Genomic DNA, 14,844 nt, shown 5'->3' with positions numbered 1-14,844 from the left:
CACCGAACCAGCCGAACGGCCTGCCGACAAGCACCATGCTGGTCAGGTGACACCGAAGGAGGCACCATGGAACTCGTGCAGCACATCGAGCCCAACAACTTCACCTTGGCCGATCTCGACGCTCTCCCTGACGACGGCAGCCAGTACGAACTCGTCGACGGGATTTTTCTGGTGACTCCGTCCCCCACTCTGCTGCATCAAGTGGCAGTGGCTGCGCTCAACTATGCACTGCAGCAGAACTGCCCGGCGAGATACCGCGTCATCACGGCGCCGATGGACTATCAGCCAACGGCCGGGCGTTCCCTGCAGCCCGATGTGCTCGTCGCGACGCGCGACGATCCGGGACCGGACGCGCTTCGCCTTCCGTTACTGCTGGCGGTAGAAGTGCTCTCCCCCGCGACCCGCTCCAAAGATCTGGTCCTCAAGCGGAACCTCTACGAAGAGGCAGGTGTCGCAGCCTACTGGATCTTCGATCCTGAGGCCGAGATCCTGACCGTTCTCGAGTTGGAGGACGGCCGGTATGTGGAGCGGGCCGTGGTGAAGGCCGAGGAGGCGTTCGAGGCTGAGGTGCCCTTCTCAGTTCGAGTGGTTCCGGCGGAGCTTGTTGGATAGGGCCCGCCAACTTGGCGACGGGCCCCAGCACGTTGTCAGTTGCAGGTGGTGTTGAGGCTGAAGCTTTCCATTTCGTTGTCGAAGGTGAGGGCGGCGATGGACTGGTTGGGGGCTACGCAGCCGAAGAAGCCGGTGGCGTCGTCGTTGGCGTACATCCGGACCCAGTAGCCGGTGCGGTTGTTCACGCTGCTGATCTCGTTGTCGCCTTCCCACCAGTCGATGTCGATGAAGCCGGGCTGGCCGACCACGTCGACGTACTTCGTGCCGTTGAAGCCCGGGTCTTCCCACATGCAGACGAAGTTGGCGCCGCAGGTACCTGACGTGGTGGTCGCCTGGGCCGGGCCGGTCGCGGCGGCGGTCAGCGCGGTCGCGGTCAGGACGGTACCGAGGGCAAGTTTCAGGAACGCTCGCACGAAATGACTCCTTCAATCGCTTGTTTGACACCTCCAACGTAGGAGGTTCAGCGCGCGCGAAACACCCTTTCGAGACTGCTGGAAATGTTGTCGCGGAAGGTTCAGCCGTTGAGCAGCGTGATCAGAGCGGGGCGGTCCGGGAGGTTCTCGGGCCGGACGACATCGCCGGTACGGACGTAGTAGAACGCGGCGCCGACCTGCTCGACCGGGATGCCGAGGAGTTCGGCCCAGGCCACCCGATAGATGGCCAGCTGGAGCGGGTCGGCGGTCTCGCTGCGGCTGGTTTTCCAGTCGACGACGTCGTACCCGCGGGAGCCGTCGGGGCGGATCACCTGGTAGACGGCGTCGATCCGGCCGCGAACCATCCGGCCGCCGATCGCGAGGGCGAAGGGAGCCTCGATCTCGTACGGCATCTGCTCACCGTACGGTCCGACGCGGAAGGCATCCATCAGCTCGGTCAGGTCGGTGTCGTCGACGATGCCCTCGTCGGCCGCCCCCGGCAGGTCATCCGGGTCGAGCAGGAACTGCTGGCCGAAGTAGCTCTCCACCCACGCATGGAAGCGGGTGCCGAATCGCGCCGCCCGGTTGGGTTTCCGCGGCATCGGGCGAGCCAGGTCGGCCGCCAAGCCGTCCGGGTCCTTCGCCAGCCGCATCACCTGGGTCGCCGACAGCGAGGCCGGCAGCGCGACGTCGTACGCCTTCCGGCTCCGGCTCTCCCTTGCCTCCGACAACAATCGTTCCAGCTCGGAGTCCCACCGCGCGACCGTCGCCTGCTCGTCCAGCAGCAGCGAGTCCTCGGCCTCCTGCGACGGACCTTCCGCGCGCGACTGCTCGACCAGCGCCACCGATTCGAGCCGACGCTGGTACGCCGCTGCGTCGTACGGCGCGGGCCAGGGCGCGAGCTGCTGCTCGGCGAGCTCCGGGTTCTCCTCGTTGAGGTCAGGCTGCGGTGTCCAGTCGATGACCCGCTCCCCCGCGTGCTGCTTCAACGTCTCCAGGTACGACGAGGGCCCGCGCGGCCGCTTCTGCGTCGGCCCCCACCAGTGCCCGGTCGCGACCAGGATCTCCTTCGCGCGGGTGAAAGCGACGTACCCGAGACGTCTCTCCTCCAGCGCGTTGACGTCCTTGCACTCGTCCGCAAAAGCCTTCAGCCCAGCGTTCGACAGGTCGTGGAAGTCGGGCAGCGTGTCGGCGTCGCCGCGCAACGGCCACGGCAGCACCTTCGCGTTGGTCGTCCACTTGTCCCGGCCGCGATCCGACGGGAACACCTTGTTCACCAGGGTCGGTACGAACACGATCGGCCACTCGAGCCCCTTCGACCGGTGCGTGGTCAGCAGCTTCACCGAGTCCGCTTCACTCGGTACTGCGAGGTCGAGCCCCGCCGCGTACTCCTCCTCCGCCGCCAGATACGCCAGCAACCCGTCCAGCGACCCACTCGACTCCGTCGACACGAAGTTGCCCACGGCATCCAAGAACGCGGCCAGGTGATCGCGACGGCCGGAGTCGACGTGATCGGGTGTCGCGGTCAGCTCGACATCGAGCCCGATGGTGCTGATCACCCGGCGGACCAGGTCGAGCAACGGCTCGCCCGAGTGCGCACGCAATTCACGCAGCTCGGTCGACAACTCCCTGAACCGCTCCAGCGCCTCAGCCGAGTAACCCCACCCGGCCGGCCCCGGATCGTCGACGGCCTCAGCCAGCGAGATGACCTCGGTGGAGTCCATCCCCGCGACCGCCGCGTCGAGCGCCGCGACAAGATCATCCGCGGCCGGGCGATCACCGGCGTCGGCGAGCGTCCGGGAACGGTTGGCCAGCAAGGCGAGGTCGCGATGGCCGATCCGGTAGCGCGGACCGGTGAGGATCCGGAGCATTGCCGCGTTGGCGGTCAGATCGTTGACCGCTTGCAGAGTGGCGACGACGTCGACGACCTCGGGCAGCGCGAGCAGCCCGCCCAGGCCGACCACCTCGACCGGGACCTTGCGCGCGATCAGCGCCTCGTGGACCGCGCTGAGGTCGGTGTTCGTGCGCATCAGGATGCCGATGTCCTTCCATCGGCGGTTCGGCATCTTGTGCGCGGCGACGATCGCGTCCGCGACCCACTCGATCTCCTTCGAGCGCGTCTCGAACAGGCCGACCGTGATCGCGCCCTCGGGTGCCTCGGGCGGCGCCTCCAGCGGGATCACCCCGGGGTGTTGCTGGTAGAGCTCGGCCGCGTGCTGGTTGGCGGCCGCGAGGATTCGGCTGCCACAGCGCCGGTTCACACTCAGGACGTACCGCCGGGCCGGCGTACCGTCCGCGTTCTTGAAGTGGTCGGGGAATTCGTCGAGGTTCGCGACCGAGGCGCCGCGCCAGCCGTAGATCGCCTGGCACGGGTCGCCGACCGCGGTGACGGGGTGACCGTCGACGCCGAACAGCGCGGTCAGCATCCGACGCTGCGAGACCGAGGTGTCCTGGTATTCGTCGAGCAGGACGACCTTGTACCGACCGCGCTCGATCACCGGGACCTCGGGACACTCCTCGGCCAGCCGGGCACCGAGCGCCATCTGGTCGGCGAAGTCGACGACACCGCGCTCGCCCTTGTAGGCCTGGTACTCCTCGACGAGTTGCAGGATCTCGCCACGCTTCAGCGCCGTCTCGGCGAGCTTCTTCACCTCGACCGTCTGCTTGCGCGCCGCCGCGACCTCGGCCCGCACGGCCTCGTCATGAGCCCGTACGTCGTTCGCGCCGAGCAGGTGATCGGCGAGCTCACCGTCGAGGGCGAGCAGGCTGTTGACCAGCGTCGGCACGTGATGGGACGCGAATCGGATCGGCCCGTTGGACCGGCGTACGACCCGGCCGGCGAGCTGGAACCTGGTCGCGTCGGCAAGCACCCGGACGTCGGGCTCGAGACCGAGACGCAGGCCGTGCTCGGCGATGAGCGTGCCGGCGAACGCGTGGTACGTCGAGACGACGGGCTCGCCCGGCTCCTCGGGCTCCCAGTTGGGGACGTTGCTGCGCAGGTGCGCGGCGAGGATCGGGTGCTGGTCGCGCGGCAGGGTGGAGCCGAGCACGCCGGCCTTGGTGAGGTCGTCGCGGATCCGTACGTCGAGCTCGTTGGCCGCCTTCTTGGTGAACGTCAGACCTAGTACCTCCTCCGGCTGGACCTGTCCGGTGCAGATCAGCCAGACGACGCGCGCCGCCATTGCCGTCGTCTTGCCCGACCCGGCACCGGCCACGATCACGCCCGGTGCGAGCGGCGCGGTGATCGCTTGCAGCTGCTGATCACTGAACGGAATCCCGAGCAGATCACACAGCTCAGCAGTCGTCTCCAGCTTCGCTCTCATCGGACGACCTCCAAGCCTTGGCAGTTGGCGCGCATCAGCCGGCCGGCCGGCCGTCGCAGGTTGGCGCGCATCAGACGATCTCCCGGCCTTCGGGCTGGATGGGGCAGAGGCCGCGGACGTCGCAGCGGTCACAACCGGCGTTGCGCTTGGCGATGAACTCCTCCGAGCGGACCATCGACTCGGCGTCCTCGACCGCCTCGTCCAGCCAGGTCCGGCCGTCCTCGTCAGCCTCCAGCGGAGCCTGTCCTTGGACCTTCGGGAGCCCGACGTCGTCGTGCCGCAACTGGACCAGCTCGGCGCCACCACTGCGCGGCTCCTCGCCCAGCTTCTTCATCTGCCGGGACTCGATCGCGCGCTGGTAGATCGCCAGCTGGACGTGCCGCTCCAACGCCGGTTTGGTCGGCATGTTGCGGCCGGTCTTCAGGTCGACCACCCGGATCGCGCCGTCACCATCCTGCTCCAACCGGTCCATCCGGCCCTTGACCCGAACTGCGGGCTTGTCCTCGTCCGGCAGCAGTACGTCGAACTCCACCTCGGTGCCGAGCAGCGTCCGGTCCGGCCGCCCCTGGTGCCACGCGACGAACCGCCGCAACGCCTGCTCCGCCTCGACCCGCTCCCGATCGGAGATCCAGGACGACTCGAACTCGAGCTGCGTCCACACCTTGTCGAGCCAGCCGTTCAGCTCGTCGATGTCGGGCGGCAGCGTCCCGGTCGCGACGGCGTCGGCGAGCGTGTGGAGCACCATGCCGAAGCCGATGGCCGAAGTACTGGGTGTCTCGCCACCCGCGCGACGCTGCAGGAACCAGCGCAGCGGACAGTCGACGATCGTCGTCAGCGCGCTCCCGGACAACGGCACCGGCAGCTCGGGGTCGGTGATCGGGCGCTCCGACTTGGTCCGCTCGCGCACGCCCCACCAGCGTTGCGGGTCGGCGGTCGGGACCAGCGCGTACTCCCGGTCGTCGACGGCATCGGCGAGCTGCGCCAACCGGTCGGCCGCGACTCGCTTCAAGGCGGGCGACGAGGCCGGGTCGGCCAGTACGCAGCGGAGGTCGGCCACCAGACCGGGCAGCGACAAGGGGCGACGCGGTCGTCCGGCCACCAACTTCAAAGGAATGTCGAGCTCAGCAAGCAATCGGGAAGGCTGATCGCCGTCGGCCTCGGGGGCTTGGACGGCTGTCACGATCAGCCGCTCCCGGGCTCTCGTGATCGCCACGTAGAAGAGCCGTCTCTCCTCCGCGAGCATGGCCCCGGCCGACAGCGGATCCACCAGACCGTCGGGCCCGAGCCGATCCGGTTCCAGCAACGAACCGCGTCGGCGCAGATCGGGCCACTGCCCTTCCTGCACGCTCGCCACGACGACCAGCCGCCACTGCAGTCCCTTCGACCGGTGCGCGGTCATCAGCTGGACCCCGGCTTCCCGGTACGTCGCGTCGAAGCGGTTGTCGCCGGCGATGTCCAGCGCCTCCAGCTCGGCGAGGAACGTCGACACGCCCTTGAAGCCGATCTGCTCCTCGGCCCGGCTCGCGGTGTCGAAGAGGGCGCAGAGCGAGTCGAGGTCGCGGTTCGCAGTACGGGCTACTTCGCCGCCGCTGTTCGCCTGGCCTCGCAGGCGTCTGAGCCAGGGCGACTCCGACCAGAGCGACCACATCACCTCGTCGGGGGCGGCGCCGGCCGTGACGATGTTTCTTGCCTTGAGCAACCTTTCGCCGAGAGCGACGAAGCGGGCTTCGGCGGGCGAGGCCTGCTCGTCGAGCAACAGGGGGTTCATCAGTGCTTCGCGGAGCAGGTCGTCGGATGAGCGCGGCAGCCGCTGGCCACCGGCTGCCTCGCGGTCGCGCTTGCGGAGTACGCGGGCGAGGCGGCGCAACTGGCCGGCATCCATCGCGCCGAGCGGTGACAAGGCGAGCGCGCGGACGACGTCGACCGTCAACGTGGCCGGGTCGGCGACAGCTCTCAGCGCCAGCAGCATCGGCCGGACTGCGGGCTCGCGCGACAGCGGCAACTCGTCGCCGGCGACGTCGACGGGGATGCCGGCGGCGGCCAGGGCGCGACGCAACGGTGGGATCGACCAGCTGCCCGATCTGACCAGCACCGCCATCTCGTGCCAGCCGACGCCGTCCTGCACGTGGGCGCGACGGAGGATGTCGGCGATGTGCTCCAATTCGGCGCCGCTGGTCGAGTACAGGTTGGCCTCGACCTTGCCCGGGCCGTAGACGCAGGAGCTCGCGTCGGGGTTGCGGAAGCGCTCGAAGGTGTCGCGGTCGAGGGTGCCGGGGACGCCGAGGCGGTTGACGACGTTGCGCGAGACGCGCTGCAGGGTGGTGCCGAACCGGCGGGTGGTGGCCAGCGCGATCTGGGCTGCTTCGGCGCCTTCCGTAGTACGGAACTCGTCTGTGAAGCGGAGCAGGCCGCGGACGTCGGCGCCGCGGAACGTGTAGATGGACTGGTCCGGATCGCCGACCACGACGAGGTCGCGGCCGTCGCCGGCGATCGCCTGGAGCAGCTTGGTCTGGCCGGGGTCGGTGTCCTGGTACTCGTCGACGAAGACGGCCTTGAACTCCTCGCGGAGCCGCGCCTTCACGTGCGGCTGCTCGGCCAGGATGACCGCGCGGTGGATCAGCTCGGAGTAGTCCAGCACCTGCTCGTGGTCGAGGATCTGCAGGTACTCCTCGAAGAAGTCACCGACCGCGACCCACTCGGGCCGGCTGGCCGAATGCCCGATCGCGGACAGATTCTCCGGGTCGAGCCCGAGCTGCCGCGCCTTGCCGATCACGGCCTGTACTTCCTCGGTGAACCCGCGCGTCTTCAGCGCCGGATGCAGACTGGCCGGCCACTTCGTCACCCCGACCTCACGACTACCTTCGAGCGACTCGCTGAGCCTCAGTGTCTGCTCGGGACCCGATGGCAGCCGGAGCGGTACATCGAACGCATCCGCCGGCGTGAACCGCCGCAGCAACGCATAACAAAACGAATGAAAGGTCATCGACGGCATCGCCCGGGTAGTCCGCCCGAGCCGAGCCGTGATCCGGTCCCTGAGCTCGGTCGCCGCCTTCCGCCCGAAGGTCAGCACCAGAACCTCATCAGGCTTCAGCCCACGATTCCCCACCCGATCGACAACGGCCTCGACCAACGTCGTCGTCTTCCCCGTCCCCGGCCCCGCCAGCACCAGCAACGGCCCACTCCCGTGCTCCACCACGGCCCGCTGATCAGCATCCAGCACCGGCGCCTCGGTGACCCGAGCCTGATGCCCGTCCCCCCGAACCAGCCGATACCTGGAACCCGTTCTACTGACCATCCCCCCATCCCACCAGACCCCACCGACAAATCCGAGTCGGCACTCGTTCGGCACCGCGATCCGCCGATTCGATTGCTTCGACAGTTTCTGATGTTTCGGATAGCCTCTGAGTGAGAGGAGTTTGACATGGCGATCAGCAAGAACAGCAAGACCACCTCCGGACCAGCCACCAAGGCCAAAGCGGCAGGCGCCCGCAAGCATGCGGCATCCGCTGACCAGCCCAACCGCAGCAGAGGGAGCACCGCTGGTACGGCGAAGTCCGTGGCAGGCCGACCTGCCACGGGCAAGAAGGCAGCTCATCGGCCGCCCCACGAACCGCCTGCTGGAGATGGACGAGAGCGCCGAGAACACTTGGTGGTCTCGGTGCTGCCACCGAACAACAAGCAGCTCCGCGAGGTCGAAGAGCTCATCAACCGGGGCACCTCGGTCACGATCGTCCAGGGCAAGAGCAGCGTGAAGGTCACCGGCAACACGCTGGCCGCGCTACGTCAGATCATCGCCACACTCGGAGCCGGTCCACTCAGGATGATCGTCGACGAGAGCCAGGACCCCGAAATCTCCAGCCAGGAGGCCGCCGACCTCCTCAACGTCTCACGGCCCTACGTCATCAAGATCGCCCGCGAGGGGCAGCTCGCACACCGACTGGTCGGCAACCGCCACCGCTTCCTACTCTCCGACGTCGAGGCCTTCCGCCAGGCTCAGTACCTCAAACGCGAGAAGCTGCTGGCCGCGATGATGCCCGAAGGTGGCTACGTGGACGGAGATTTCTGACCGATGCCAACGGCTTGTTCCGATCCACCGATCGGCGTTCTCGATGCTTGCGTACTGATTCCGCCCAGCCTCCGCGACGTATTGCTCTCCTGCGCGCACGAGTCTGCGTTCCACCCCATCTGGCAGGACGAGATCCTCGACGAGGTCCTTCGTAACTCGGTGCGGCTGCTGAAGGATCGCGCCGGCCTGAGCAGCGACGCGGCCGCAGTCGCAGCGACCCAGCTTCTCGATCAGATGCGCGAGACGTTCCCCAGCGCCTGCCAGCCAACCGCCGTATGGGTTCCCTGGGTACCACGCCTCACCTGCGAAGAGAAGGACCGCCATGTACTCGCCGTCGCGATCGGCGCCGAGGCGAGTCATCTGGTGACGGAGAACGCGCGCGACTTCCCACCGAGGTCGGTACCGCTCGGGCTCGCCGTGGTATCGCCCGACAGGTTTCTGCTAGACCTGCTGACCGCGGCTCCCAAGCAGGTCGTGAAGGCCGTGGAAGGCATGTCGCGCCGCCATCAGCAGCCGAAGAAGACAGCCATCGAGCTAGCAGAGCAGATGGCGAAGGGCCGGTACATCCCCGCGTTCGGCGATGAGCTCGGGAGAATCCTCATCGACGGGATGCCCTGAACGGCCGTCGATCTACTGCCGCTCATCCGGGTTCCAGCGGACTTCGCGGAGGTTGACTTTGCCGTTGGTTACCCGGACGCCGTCGCCACGGAGGAGTTGGATTTGTTGGTCGACTACCTCGTCGGCGGGGATGCCGCTGGCTCGGATGACTCGCCACCAGCCGACGGCTCCGCCGTACTCGCGCATGACGGCGCCGACCTGACGCGGGCCGCCCTGACCGACGTACTCGGCGATGTCTCCGTACGTCGCTACCCGGCCGGGTGGGATCGACTCCACGGCCACCAGCACGGCCTCTACGTACTCCTCCCGATCCACGCGCCTACGTTATCCGGCGGCGCTGGCGACGGGCCAGCTCAGGTTGCGGTCGCGCCGTCAGGACCGGGCATCGGCCGGTGGCTCGCTCGGGGCGTCGATCACGACGTACAGGCTGGTGATCTGATTGTCGCGGACCAGGAGCACGTCGCGGCCTGAAACGATCGGTGGCTGTCCGGTGGGGCCCAGCGTCCAGGCGTAGGTGACGAGATCCTGAGCGACCTGGATGGGTCCGGAGCGGGACAGTGCCGTGCCGGGAAGCTGCCCTTGGAGGGCGGAGATCGCTTCTTCCATTCCGGCGTGGCCTTCATGTGCGCTGTCGGGTTCTCCGATGAAGACGTCCGGTGAGTACGTGGCCGAGATCAGCTGGTCCCGGGTGGCCCCGGCCGGGGAGTTCCAAGTGTTGAGGTGGGTTTCGACGAGCTTCTCGAGCGAGGTCATGTGGTCCGTTCCTTCGTGGTACTCGTACCGTGACGGCACGAGATCGGTCATGGTTGTCTTTCTGCGGTCAGACCATCGGGTGTCCGTTGACCGACTCCGCCGACGGCACCTCGCTCTGGACGACGTCCCAGTGCTCGACGATGCGGCCGTTCTCGAGTCTGAAGATGTCGACGATGATCGCCGGCTCCGGCGCCCAGCCGAGCACCCTGCTGTGGGTCATCACCAGGTCGCCCTGGGCCGCGATGCGAGCAGGGGTCCAGGAGAACCCCTCGAGTCGAGGGGCGACCGTCCGAAGTCCTTCCAGCCCGTCGGGCATGGTGGGGTTGTGCTGGATGTAGGGCTCGGCCCAGTAGCGGTCCACGGCGGTCGGATCCTTCTCCGCGAAGAGCTCGCGCATAGCCCTGAGCACGATCTCCGTGTTGCGCTTCTCGAGCGAGCCGGCATCGGTCGTGTCGTTCATCAGGCCTCCTGGATGGCGCCGACGAAGCGGTGGAGCCGGCCCTCGACGGTGATGTTCGAGTAGAGCTTGCCGGTGCCGAAATCCTCGAGGTGCGACACGGTCGCTCCGGTCGCCTCGCGCCAGGAGTTCAGGAAGACGCCCGGGCGGATCTCGTGCAGCTCGATCGAGACTTGTTCGGTGTGCCCGTCCGGGGCCAGGCCGCCGCCGTTCTCCACGACGAAGGTCGCCGAGTCGGTGCTGTCGAAGGTGTAGCGGATCCGCAGGGCGCCGAGATCGAATCTGAACGACTTGCCGACCGGAGTGAAGGACGCTGGCAGGGACACGGGGTGCTCCTTGGACTGGGTGGCCGGTGGGGCCACGTAGTGACTTGAACATTCAAGTCGCCTACAGTGTTCCGCGCAAGCCCTGTCCATTTCCGTGGGATCACCAGGCCGGATCGAGGAGCCGATGCTCAACGAGGCAGAGAGCCGCGCCTGGCGAAACGTGGCGATGATGCTCCACCTGGTGGAGACCATGCTCGAGCGGCAGGTGCAGCGGGAGGCGGGCATCTCGCACGCGCACTACAAGATCCTGGTGCTGCTGGGCGACTCTCCCGACCGCACCCTCCAACTCAAGGCGCTGGCGCAGACGCTGCAGTTCTCGATCAGCCGGATCTCTCATGCGGTGACCCGGCTCGAAGGGCTCGGCCTGGTTGTCCGCTCACCCGTGCCCCAGGTCGGCAAGGCCTTTCAGGCGACGGTGACGGCCGCCGGACTGGACGTTCTGCGCCGGGTGGCGCCGATCCAGTCGGAAGCGATCCGGCAGCAGATCTTCGGGCCGTTGAGCAGTGGCGAGGTCGAGCTGCTGGACCGGATCGCTGTCGCGATCGTCGGCGAACTGGCCGAGCAGGAGCGACCGTAGGCGGCTCAGGCGAGGGCTTTGGCGAGGGGCTCGAGGATGGTCGGCGGGGTGTCCAGGGGGAGGTTGAGGACTACCAGGTCTACGCCGGCGTCGCCGTACGCCGCGGCGGTGGTGATCGCGGTGTCGATGGCTTGGTCGAGGGGGACGTCGGGGTCTATGCGGACGTTGACCGAGCAGGTGATTTCGGAGACGTCCCGGCCCAGGTCTTCGCAGTGGGCGACGAGGATGTCCTTGAGGGGCTTCCACTCTTCGGGGGTGGCGACGATGACGTTCCAGTGCTGGGCCCAGCGGGCGACCGCGCGGAGGGTTCGCTTGGGGCCCTTGCCGCCGATGGTGATGGGTGGGTGGGGGGTTTGGACCGGCTTCGGTTCGCAGTACGCGTCGGTGAGTTTGACGTACTGGCCGTCGAAGTTGGCGACCTTCTCGGTGAGCAGGGCGATCAGCGCCTGGGTGCCCTCGTCGAAGCGGTCGAAGCGTTCCTTCAGCGGCGGGAGTTCGATGCCGTAGGCGTCGCACTCCATCTGGTTCCAGCCGGCGCCGATGCCGAGCTCGAGGCGGCCGCCGGAGATGATGTCGGTGGTGGCCGCCATGTTCGCCAGTACGGCGGGGTGGCGGTAGATCATCCCGGTGACCTGGCAGCCCACCCGGATCCGCTTGGTCGCCTGGGCGAGGGCGGCCAGCGTCGTCCAGGCCTCGAGGTTCGGGCCGGCCATGTCGCCGCTCAGCGGGTAGAAGTGGTCCCAGTGCCAGGCCGACTCGAAGACCTCGTACTCGTCGGCCGCGATCCACACGTCCCGCAACTGCTGCCAGCTCGTGTGCTCGGGCCTGGTCTTGATCGCGAACCGCATCCGCTGCCTCCTCGGTAAGGGTTTTCCACCCGGCAATCTACCTCAGCAAACCGGCGCCCCGGGATCGTGGAAGACGGTGACCAGGGCGAACAGCTCGAACACCACGCCCGCCACCGCGGTGACGAACAGGACGGTGACGATCGCGCGGCGGTCGCGGCCGAACCAGCGGCCCAGCAAGACGATCGCGGCGAGGCCGGCGAGCACCCCGATCACGCTCAGTACGTCGACGCTCATCGGCAGCCCGAGCGACGCGTCGCAGGACGCCGAGCGCCGGCGTACCAACTCTGCTTCGGCATTCACGCAGAGCAGCGCGACCACCACCCCGGCCACCATCAGGCCGAACACCAGCAGCTGCCGACGCCGGCCGGACGATCCCCCCACCGGAGTGGTCAGTCCAGGCCGAGACGGGCCCGTACTTCGGGGCGACGCAGCGGCGGCACGGTTTGCGGAGGAACTCGGCGCTCCGGCATCTCCTCCAGGAGCGCCTCGGTGATCTTGGCAACCTCGGCTGCGGCGCGCTCGATCGGGCCGCGGGTGGTCGCGCTGAGCGAGCCGACGCCGGTCACCTTGCGCACGTACTGCAGCGCCGCCGCGTAGATCTCTTCCGAGGTCGCCGCCGGCTCAAGTCCACGAAGAACGGTGATGTTTCTGCACATGAGAAAACAGTACGTGCCGCCAGGGACAGCGAACCCAAAACGCTACGAGCTGTTGACTTACCTACGACCATTAGGTTTTCCTCTAGCTATGAGCACAGCAGCAGCCCCGGATCGCAGGTCGCGGCGCCGGCAGCAGACCATCGACGAGATCCTCGACGTCTCGGTGGCGCTGATGGAGACCGAGGGCGTCGCGGCGCTGAGCCTGTCCGCGGTGGCCCGGCGGCTCGGGATGCAACCACCGTCGCTCTACCAGTACTTCCCGTCGAAGCTCGCCATCTACGACGCCCTCTTCCAGCGCGGAGCCGAGCAGATCCGCGACGCCCAGCGAGAAGCCCGCGACGGCGCCGAACCCGCGGACCAACTGAGCGCCGCCATGAACGCCTTCAGCCGCTGGTGCATGGCCAACCAGGTGCTCACCCAACTGCTCTTCTGGCGACCGATTCCCGGCTTCGAGCCGTCGCCGGAGGCATTCGCCCCGGCGGTCGAGGGCCTGGCGGACCTGAAGGCCTTTCTCCAGCAGGAGGTCGACTCCGGGCAACTGGATCCGGGGGCGACCAGCGACGACGGCATCGCCCTGTTCACGGCGATGACCGCCGGTGTGCTGTCGCAGCAGATGGCCAACGAACCACAGGCGACGTTCGAGAACGGCCGGTTCATGAAGCTGATGCCGGTCGTGCTCGAGATGTTCTACCAGCGCTACCAACCAACCAGGGGGAAAGAGAAATGACCACCACAGCGACAGCCGCGCGGGACATCGCCCGCGCCGACCGGACCGCCGCCCGCCGTCACCGCGACGCCGAGGTAGCGGCCTGGGACGACCTGATGGCCAGCCTCGACGGCACCGACTGGCAACAACGCACGGTCTGCACCGAGTGGGACGTCGCCGACATCGTCGGCCACCTGTGCGGACAGGCCGAGGACGTCAACAAACCCTGGTCCTTCCCACTCCGCGACCGGCGCGCCCGGCGCGTCTACCCGACCACTCCGCTGCTCGACGCGCACATGATGATCCAGGCCGACGACCACCGCGGTACGCCGCACGACGTCCTGCAACAGCGCTTCGACAAGCTCTGGGCCAAAGCCACCAAGACGATCAGCCGCAACCCGGCGCTGATCCGCAGGATGCAGGTGAAGATCGAGGGCATGCCCGGCTTCGACAAGCTGGATCTCGGCTACATCCAGGACATCCTGCTCGCCCGCGACCTGTGGATGCATCGCGACGACGTCTGCCAGGCGCTCGGCCGCGAGTTCGACGCCGGCCCGTACGCCGATGAGCTGGTGGCCCAGGTGATGCGCGACATCGTGGACGGCCCGTTCTGGTCCGGTACGCCGGTAGTCCTCACCCTCACCGGCCAGGGCGGCGGCACCTACCGCCTCGGCCAGGGCGACCCGATCGCCACCGTCAGCACCGACGCGGTCGGGTACATGCGCACCCTCTCCGGCCGCGACGACCAGCCGACCGTAGTACTGATCGACGGCGACCCAACCGGCGCCGAAGCCGTCGCCACCTGCCGCATGCCCTTCTGAACAAGCGCAGGGCGCTTGGCAGTACGGCTGGCTGGTTCTCGATAGAGGCGGTCGGGCCAGTGAAGTTCGTCCAGGCGAGCGTTGTCGCCGACGATCCGGCGATCTCGGCCTGGCTGCTCGCCACCTGCACCGGGCGCGCTCGTGAGCTGGGTGCAGAGAACGGGCATCCCGAGGTGATCGTCGAGGTCGGCATGTTCCGCGCCGACGATGCACTGCGCGAGGTGGCCGCCGAGCAAGGCTTCGAGTTCGCTACGTCGTACCAGCGGATGCGGATCGACCACGCAGGCCCACTCCCCCTGCCCGAACCCCCAACCGGTACGACGATCCGCCAAGGTGCCCACGACGACCAGACCCGGCGGGCTTTCCACACGATGATGACCAAGGCGTTCGCCGGCCAGGACAGTGCCGCGCTCGCGCCGTACGGCGAATGGCTCGAAACCCACGAGAAGCGCGACGGCTTCGACTGGTCGCAACTGACGATGGTCGAGCGCGACGGCCGCGTCATCGCCGGCAGCGACTGCAACCACGCCTTCGTCGAGACCGACGACTGCGGCTACGTCGGCCGCCTCGGCGTACTCCCCGAAGCCCGCGGACTCGGCCTGGCGAAGTACCTCCTCCGCCGCTGGCAACGGACTCTGGCCAGCAAATGAAATGCCCCGCCCCACAAA

17 protein-coding genes are annotated in these 14,844 nt (G+C 67.8%); 7 read left to right on the top strand and 10 right to left on the bottom strand.

Annotated features, from left to right (window positions below; translation table 11 throughout):
- Positions 1-66 precede the first annotated feature (66 nt).
- Entirely contained in the window at positions 67-612 is a 546-nt protein-coding gene (locus ABD116_RS39085; RefSeq protein WP_343982953.1) for a Uma2 family endonuclease, read from the top strand.
- A gap of 35 nt (positions 613-647) precedes the next feature.
- Here the strand turns inward: ABD116_RS39085 and ABD116_RS39080 are convergent, their stop codons facing one another.
- The 3 genes from ABD116_RS39080 to ABD116_RS39070 all read right to left on the bottom strand — a co-directional run bounded on the left by ABD116_RS39080 (position 648) and on the right by ABD116_RS39070 (position 7,643).
- Positions 648-1,025, bottom strand: a complete 378-nt coding sequence (locus ABD116_RS39080) for a peptidase inhibitor family I36 protein (protein WP_343982950.1) — start codon at positions 1,023-1,025, stop codon at positions 648-650.
- A 101-nt stretch (positions 1,026-1,126) separates the two neighbouring features.
- Positions 1,127-4,348: an ATP-dependent helicase gene (locus ABD116_RS39075; RefSeq protein ID WP_343982946.1), complete on the bottom strand. Its 3,222-nt coding sequence runs from the start codon at positions 4,346-4,348 to the stop codon at positions 1,127-1,129.
- Between the two features lie 70 nt (positions 4,349-4,418).
- Entirely contained in the window at positions 4,419-7,643 is a 3,225-nt protein-coding gene (locus ABD116_RS39070; RefSeq protein ID WP_343982943.1) for an ATP-dependent helicase, read from the bottom strand.
- Between the two features lie 126 nt (positions 7,644-7,769).
- Here ABD116_RS39070 and ABD116_RS39065 point away from each other — a divergent pair, with 126 nt between their 5' ends.
- Both ABD116_RS39065 and ABD116_RS39060 read left to right on the top strand, forming a co-directional pair.
- Positions 7,770-8,414, top strand: a complete 645-nt coding sequence (locus ABD116_RS39065; RefSeq protein WP_343982940.1) for a helix-turn-helix domain-containing protein — start codon at positions 7,770-7,772, stop codon at positions 8,412-8,414.
- A 3-nt stretch (positions 8,415-8,417) separates the two neighbouring features.
- Positions 8,418-9,032 (top strand): VapC50 family PIN domain-containing toxin, encoded by a 615-nt coding sequence (locus ABD116_RS39060; RefSeq protein WP_343982937.1) that lies wholly within the window; start codon positions 8,418-8,420, stop codon positions 9,030-9,032.
- Positions 9,033-9,044: 12 nt separating this feature from the next.
- Here the strand turns inward: ABD116_RS39060 and ABD116_RS39055 are convergent, their stop codons facing one another.
- The 4 genes from ABD116_RS39055 to ABD116_RS39040 are packed head-to-tail and all read right to left on the bottom strand — an operon-like array spanning position 9,045 to position 10,568.
- Complete coding sequence (locus ABD116_RS39055) at positions 9,045-9,347, bottom strand: MGMT family protein (protein WP_343982934.1); 303 nt, start codon at positions 9,345-9,347, stop codon at positions 9,045-9,047.
- A 57-nt stretch (positions 9,348-9,404) separates the two neighbouring features.
- Positions 9,405-9,836 (bottom strand): hypothetical protein, encoded by a 432-nt coding sequence (locus tag ABD116_RS39050; protein ID WP_343982932.1) that lies wholly within the window; start codon positions 9,834-9,836, stop codon positions 9,405-9,407.
- Positions 9,837-9,852: 16 nt separating this feature from the next.
- On the bottom strand, positions 9,853-10,245 hold the full coding sequence (locus ABD116_RS39045) for a nuclear transport factor 2 family protein (RefSeq protein WP_343982929.1): 393 nt from the start codon (positions 10,243-10,245) through the stop codon (positions 9,853-9,855).
- A complete protein-coding gene (locus ABD116_RS39040) occupies positions 10,245-10,568 on the bottom strand; it encodes a MoaF-related domain-containing protein (RefSeq protein WP_343982926.1) in 324 nt (107 codons plus the stop codon). The genes ABD116_RS39045 and ABD116_RS39040 overlap by 1 nt, the downstream gene beginning before the upstream one ends.
- 124 nt (positions 10,569-10,692) lie before the next feature.
- Here ABD116_RS39040 and ABD116_RS39035 point away from each other — a divergent pair, with 124 nt between their 5' ends.
- Positions 10,693-11,145: a MarR family winged helix-turn-helix transcriptional regulator gene (locus tag ABD116_RS39035; protein ID WP_343982923.1), complete on the top strand. Its 453-nt coding sequence runs from the start codon at positions 10,693-10,695 to the stop codon at positions 11,143-11,145.
- A 5-nt stretch (positions 11,146-11,150) separates the two neighbouring features.
- On the opposite strand, the gene ABD116_RS39030 is transcribed toward ABD116_RS39035, so the two are convergent.
- The 3 genes from ABD116_RS39030 to ABD116_RS39020 are packed head-to-tail and all read right to left on the bottom strand — an operon-like array spanning position 11,151 to position 12,649.
- On the bottom strand, positions 11,151-11,993 hold the full coding sequence (locus ABD116_RS39030) for an LLM class F420-dependent oxidoreductase (RefSeq protein WP_343982920.1): 843 nt from the start codon (positions 11,991-11,993) through the stop codon (positions 11,151-11,153).
- Between the two features lie 42 nt (positions 11,994-12,035).
- A complete protein-coding gene (locus ABD116_RS39025; protein WP_343982918.1) occupies positions 12,036-12,374 on the bottom strand; it encodes a hypothetical protein in 339 nt (112 codons plus the stop codon).
- A gap of 8 nt (positions 12,375-12,382) precedes the next feature.
- Positions 12,383-12,649, bottom strand: coding sequence for a DUF2277 domain-containing protein (locus ABD116_RS39020; protein ID WP_020385754.1), 267 nt, complete (start codon positions 12,647-12,649; stop codon positions 12,383-12,385).
- An 88-nt stretch (positions 12,650-12,737) separates the two neighbouring features.
- On the opposite strand from ABD116_RS39020, the gene ABD116_RS39015 reads away from it, so the two are divergent.
- Genes ABD116_RS39015 through ABD116_RS39005 form a run of 3 tightly spaced genes read left to right on the top strand, consistent with a single transcriptional unit; the run spans position 12,738 to position 14,826 of the window.
- On the top strand, positions 12,738-13,376 hold the full coding sequence (locus ABD116_RS39015) for a TetR/AcrR family transcriptional regulator (RefSeq protein WP_343982913.1): 639 nt from the start codon (positions 12,738-12,740) through the stop codon (positions 13,374-13,376).
- Positions 13,373-14,176, top strand: coding sequence for a maleylpyruvate isomerase family mycothiol-dependent enzyme (locus ABD116_RS39010; protein WP_343982910.1), 804 nt, complete (start codon positions 13,373-13,375; stop codon positions 14,174-14,176). The genes ABD116_RS39015 and ABD116_RS39010 overlap by 4 nt, the downstream gene beginning before the upstream one ends.
- Positions 14,177-14,235: 59 nt before the next feature.
- Positions 14,236-14,826 carry a GNAT family N-acetyltransferase gene (locus ABD116_RS39005; RefSeq protein WP_343982908.1) on the top strand — a complete coding sequence of 197 codons (591 nt, stop codon included), beginning with the start codon at positions 14,236-14,238 and terminating at the stop codon, positions 14,824-14,826.
- Positions 14,827-14,844 lie beyond the last annotated feature (18 nt).

Source organism: Kribbella koreensis (assembly GCF_039525325.1).
GTDB lineage: Bacteria > Actinomycetota > Actinomycetes > Propionibacteriales > Kribbellaceae > Kribbella > Kribbella koreensis.
This window is presented reverse-complemented; position numbering and strand designations above follow the sequence as displayed.

Coding starts and splice junctions, on each gene's coding strand:
- ABD116_RS39010 (WP_343982910.1), top strand. CDS start 13,373: ATGACCACCACAGCGACAGCCGCGCGGGACATCGCCCGCGCCGACCGG.
- ABD116_RS39035 (WP_343982923.1), top strand. CDS start 10,693: ATGCTCAACGAGGCAGAGAGCCGCGCCTGGCGAAACGTGGCGATGATG.
- ABD116_RS39015 (WP_343982913.1), top strand. CDS start 12,738: ATGAGCACAGCAGCAGCCCCGGATCGCAGGTCGCGGCGCCGGCAGCAG.
- ABD116_RS39070 (WP_343982943.1), bottom strand. CDS start 7,643: ATGGTCAGTAGAACGGGTTCCAGGTATCGGCTGGTTCGGGGGGACGGG.
- ABD116_RS39050 (WP_343982932.1), bottom strand. CDS start 9,836: ATGACCGATCTCGTGCCGTCACGGTACGAGTACCACGAAGGAACGGAC.
- ABD116_RS39060 (WP_343982937.1), top strand. CDS start 8,418: ATGCCAACGGCTTGTTCCGATCCACCGATCGGCGTTCTCGATGCTTGC.
- ABD116_RS39065 (WP_343982940.1), top strand. CDS start 7,770: ATGGCGATCAGCAAGAACAGCAAGACCACCTCCGGACCAGCCACCAAG.
- ABD116_RS39030 (WP_343982920.1), bottom strand. CDS start 11,993: ATGCGGTTCGCGATCAAGACCAGGCCCGAGCACACGAGCTGGCAGCAG.
- ABD116_RS39020 (WP_020385754.1), bottom strand. CDS start 12,649: ATGTGCAGAAACATCACCGTTCTTCGTGGACTTGAGCCGGCGGCGACC.
- ABD116_RS39075 (WP_343982946.1), bottom strand. CDS start 4,348: ATGAGAGCGAAGCTGGAGACGACTGCTGAGCTGTGTGATCTGCTCGGG.
- ABD116_RS39045 (WP_343982929.1), bottom strand. CDS start 10,245: ATGAACGACACGACCGATGCCGGCTCGCTCGAGAAGCGCAACACGGAG.
- ABD116_RS39085 (WP_343982953.1), top strand. CDS start 67: ATGGAACTCGTGCAGCACATCGAGCCCAACAACTTCACCTTGGCCGAT.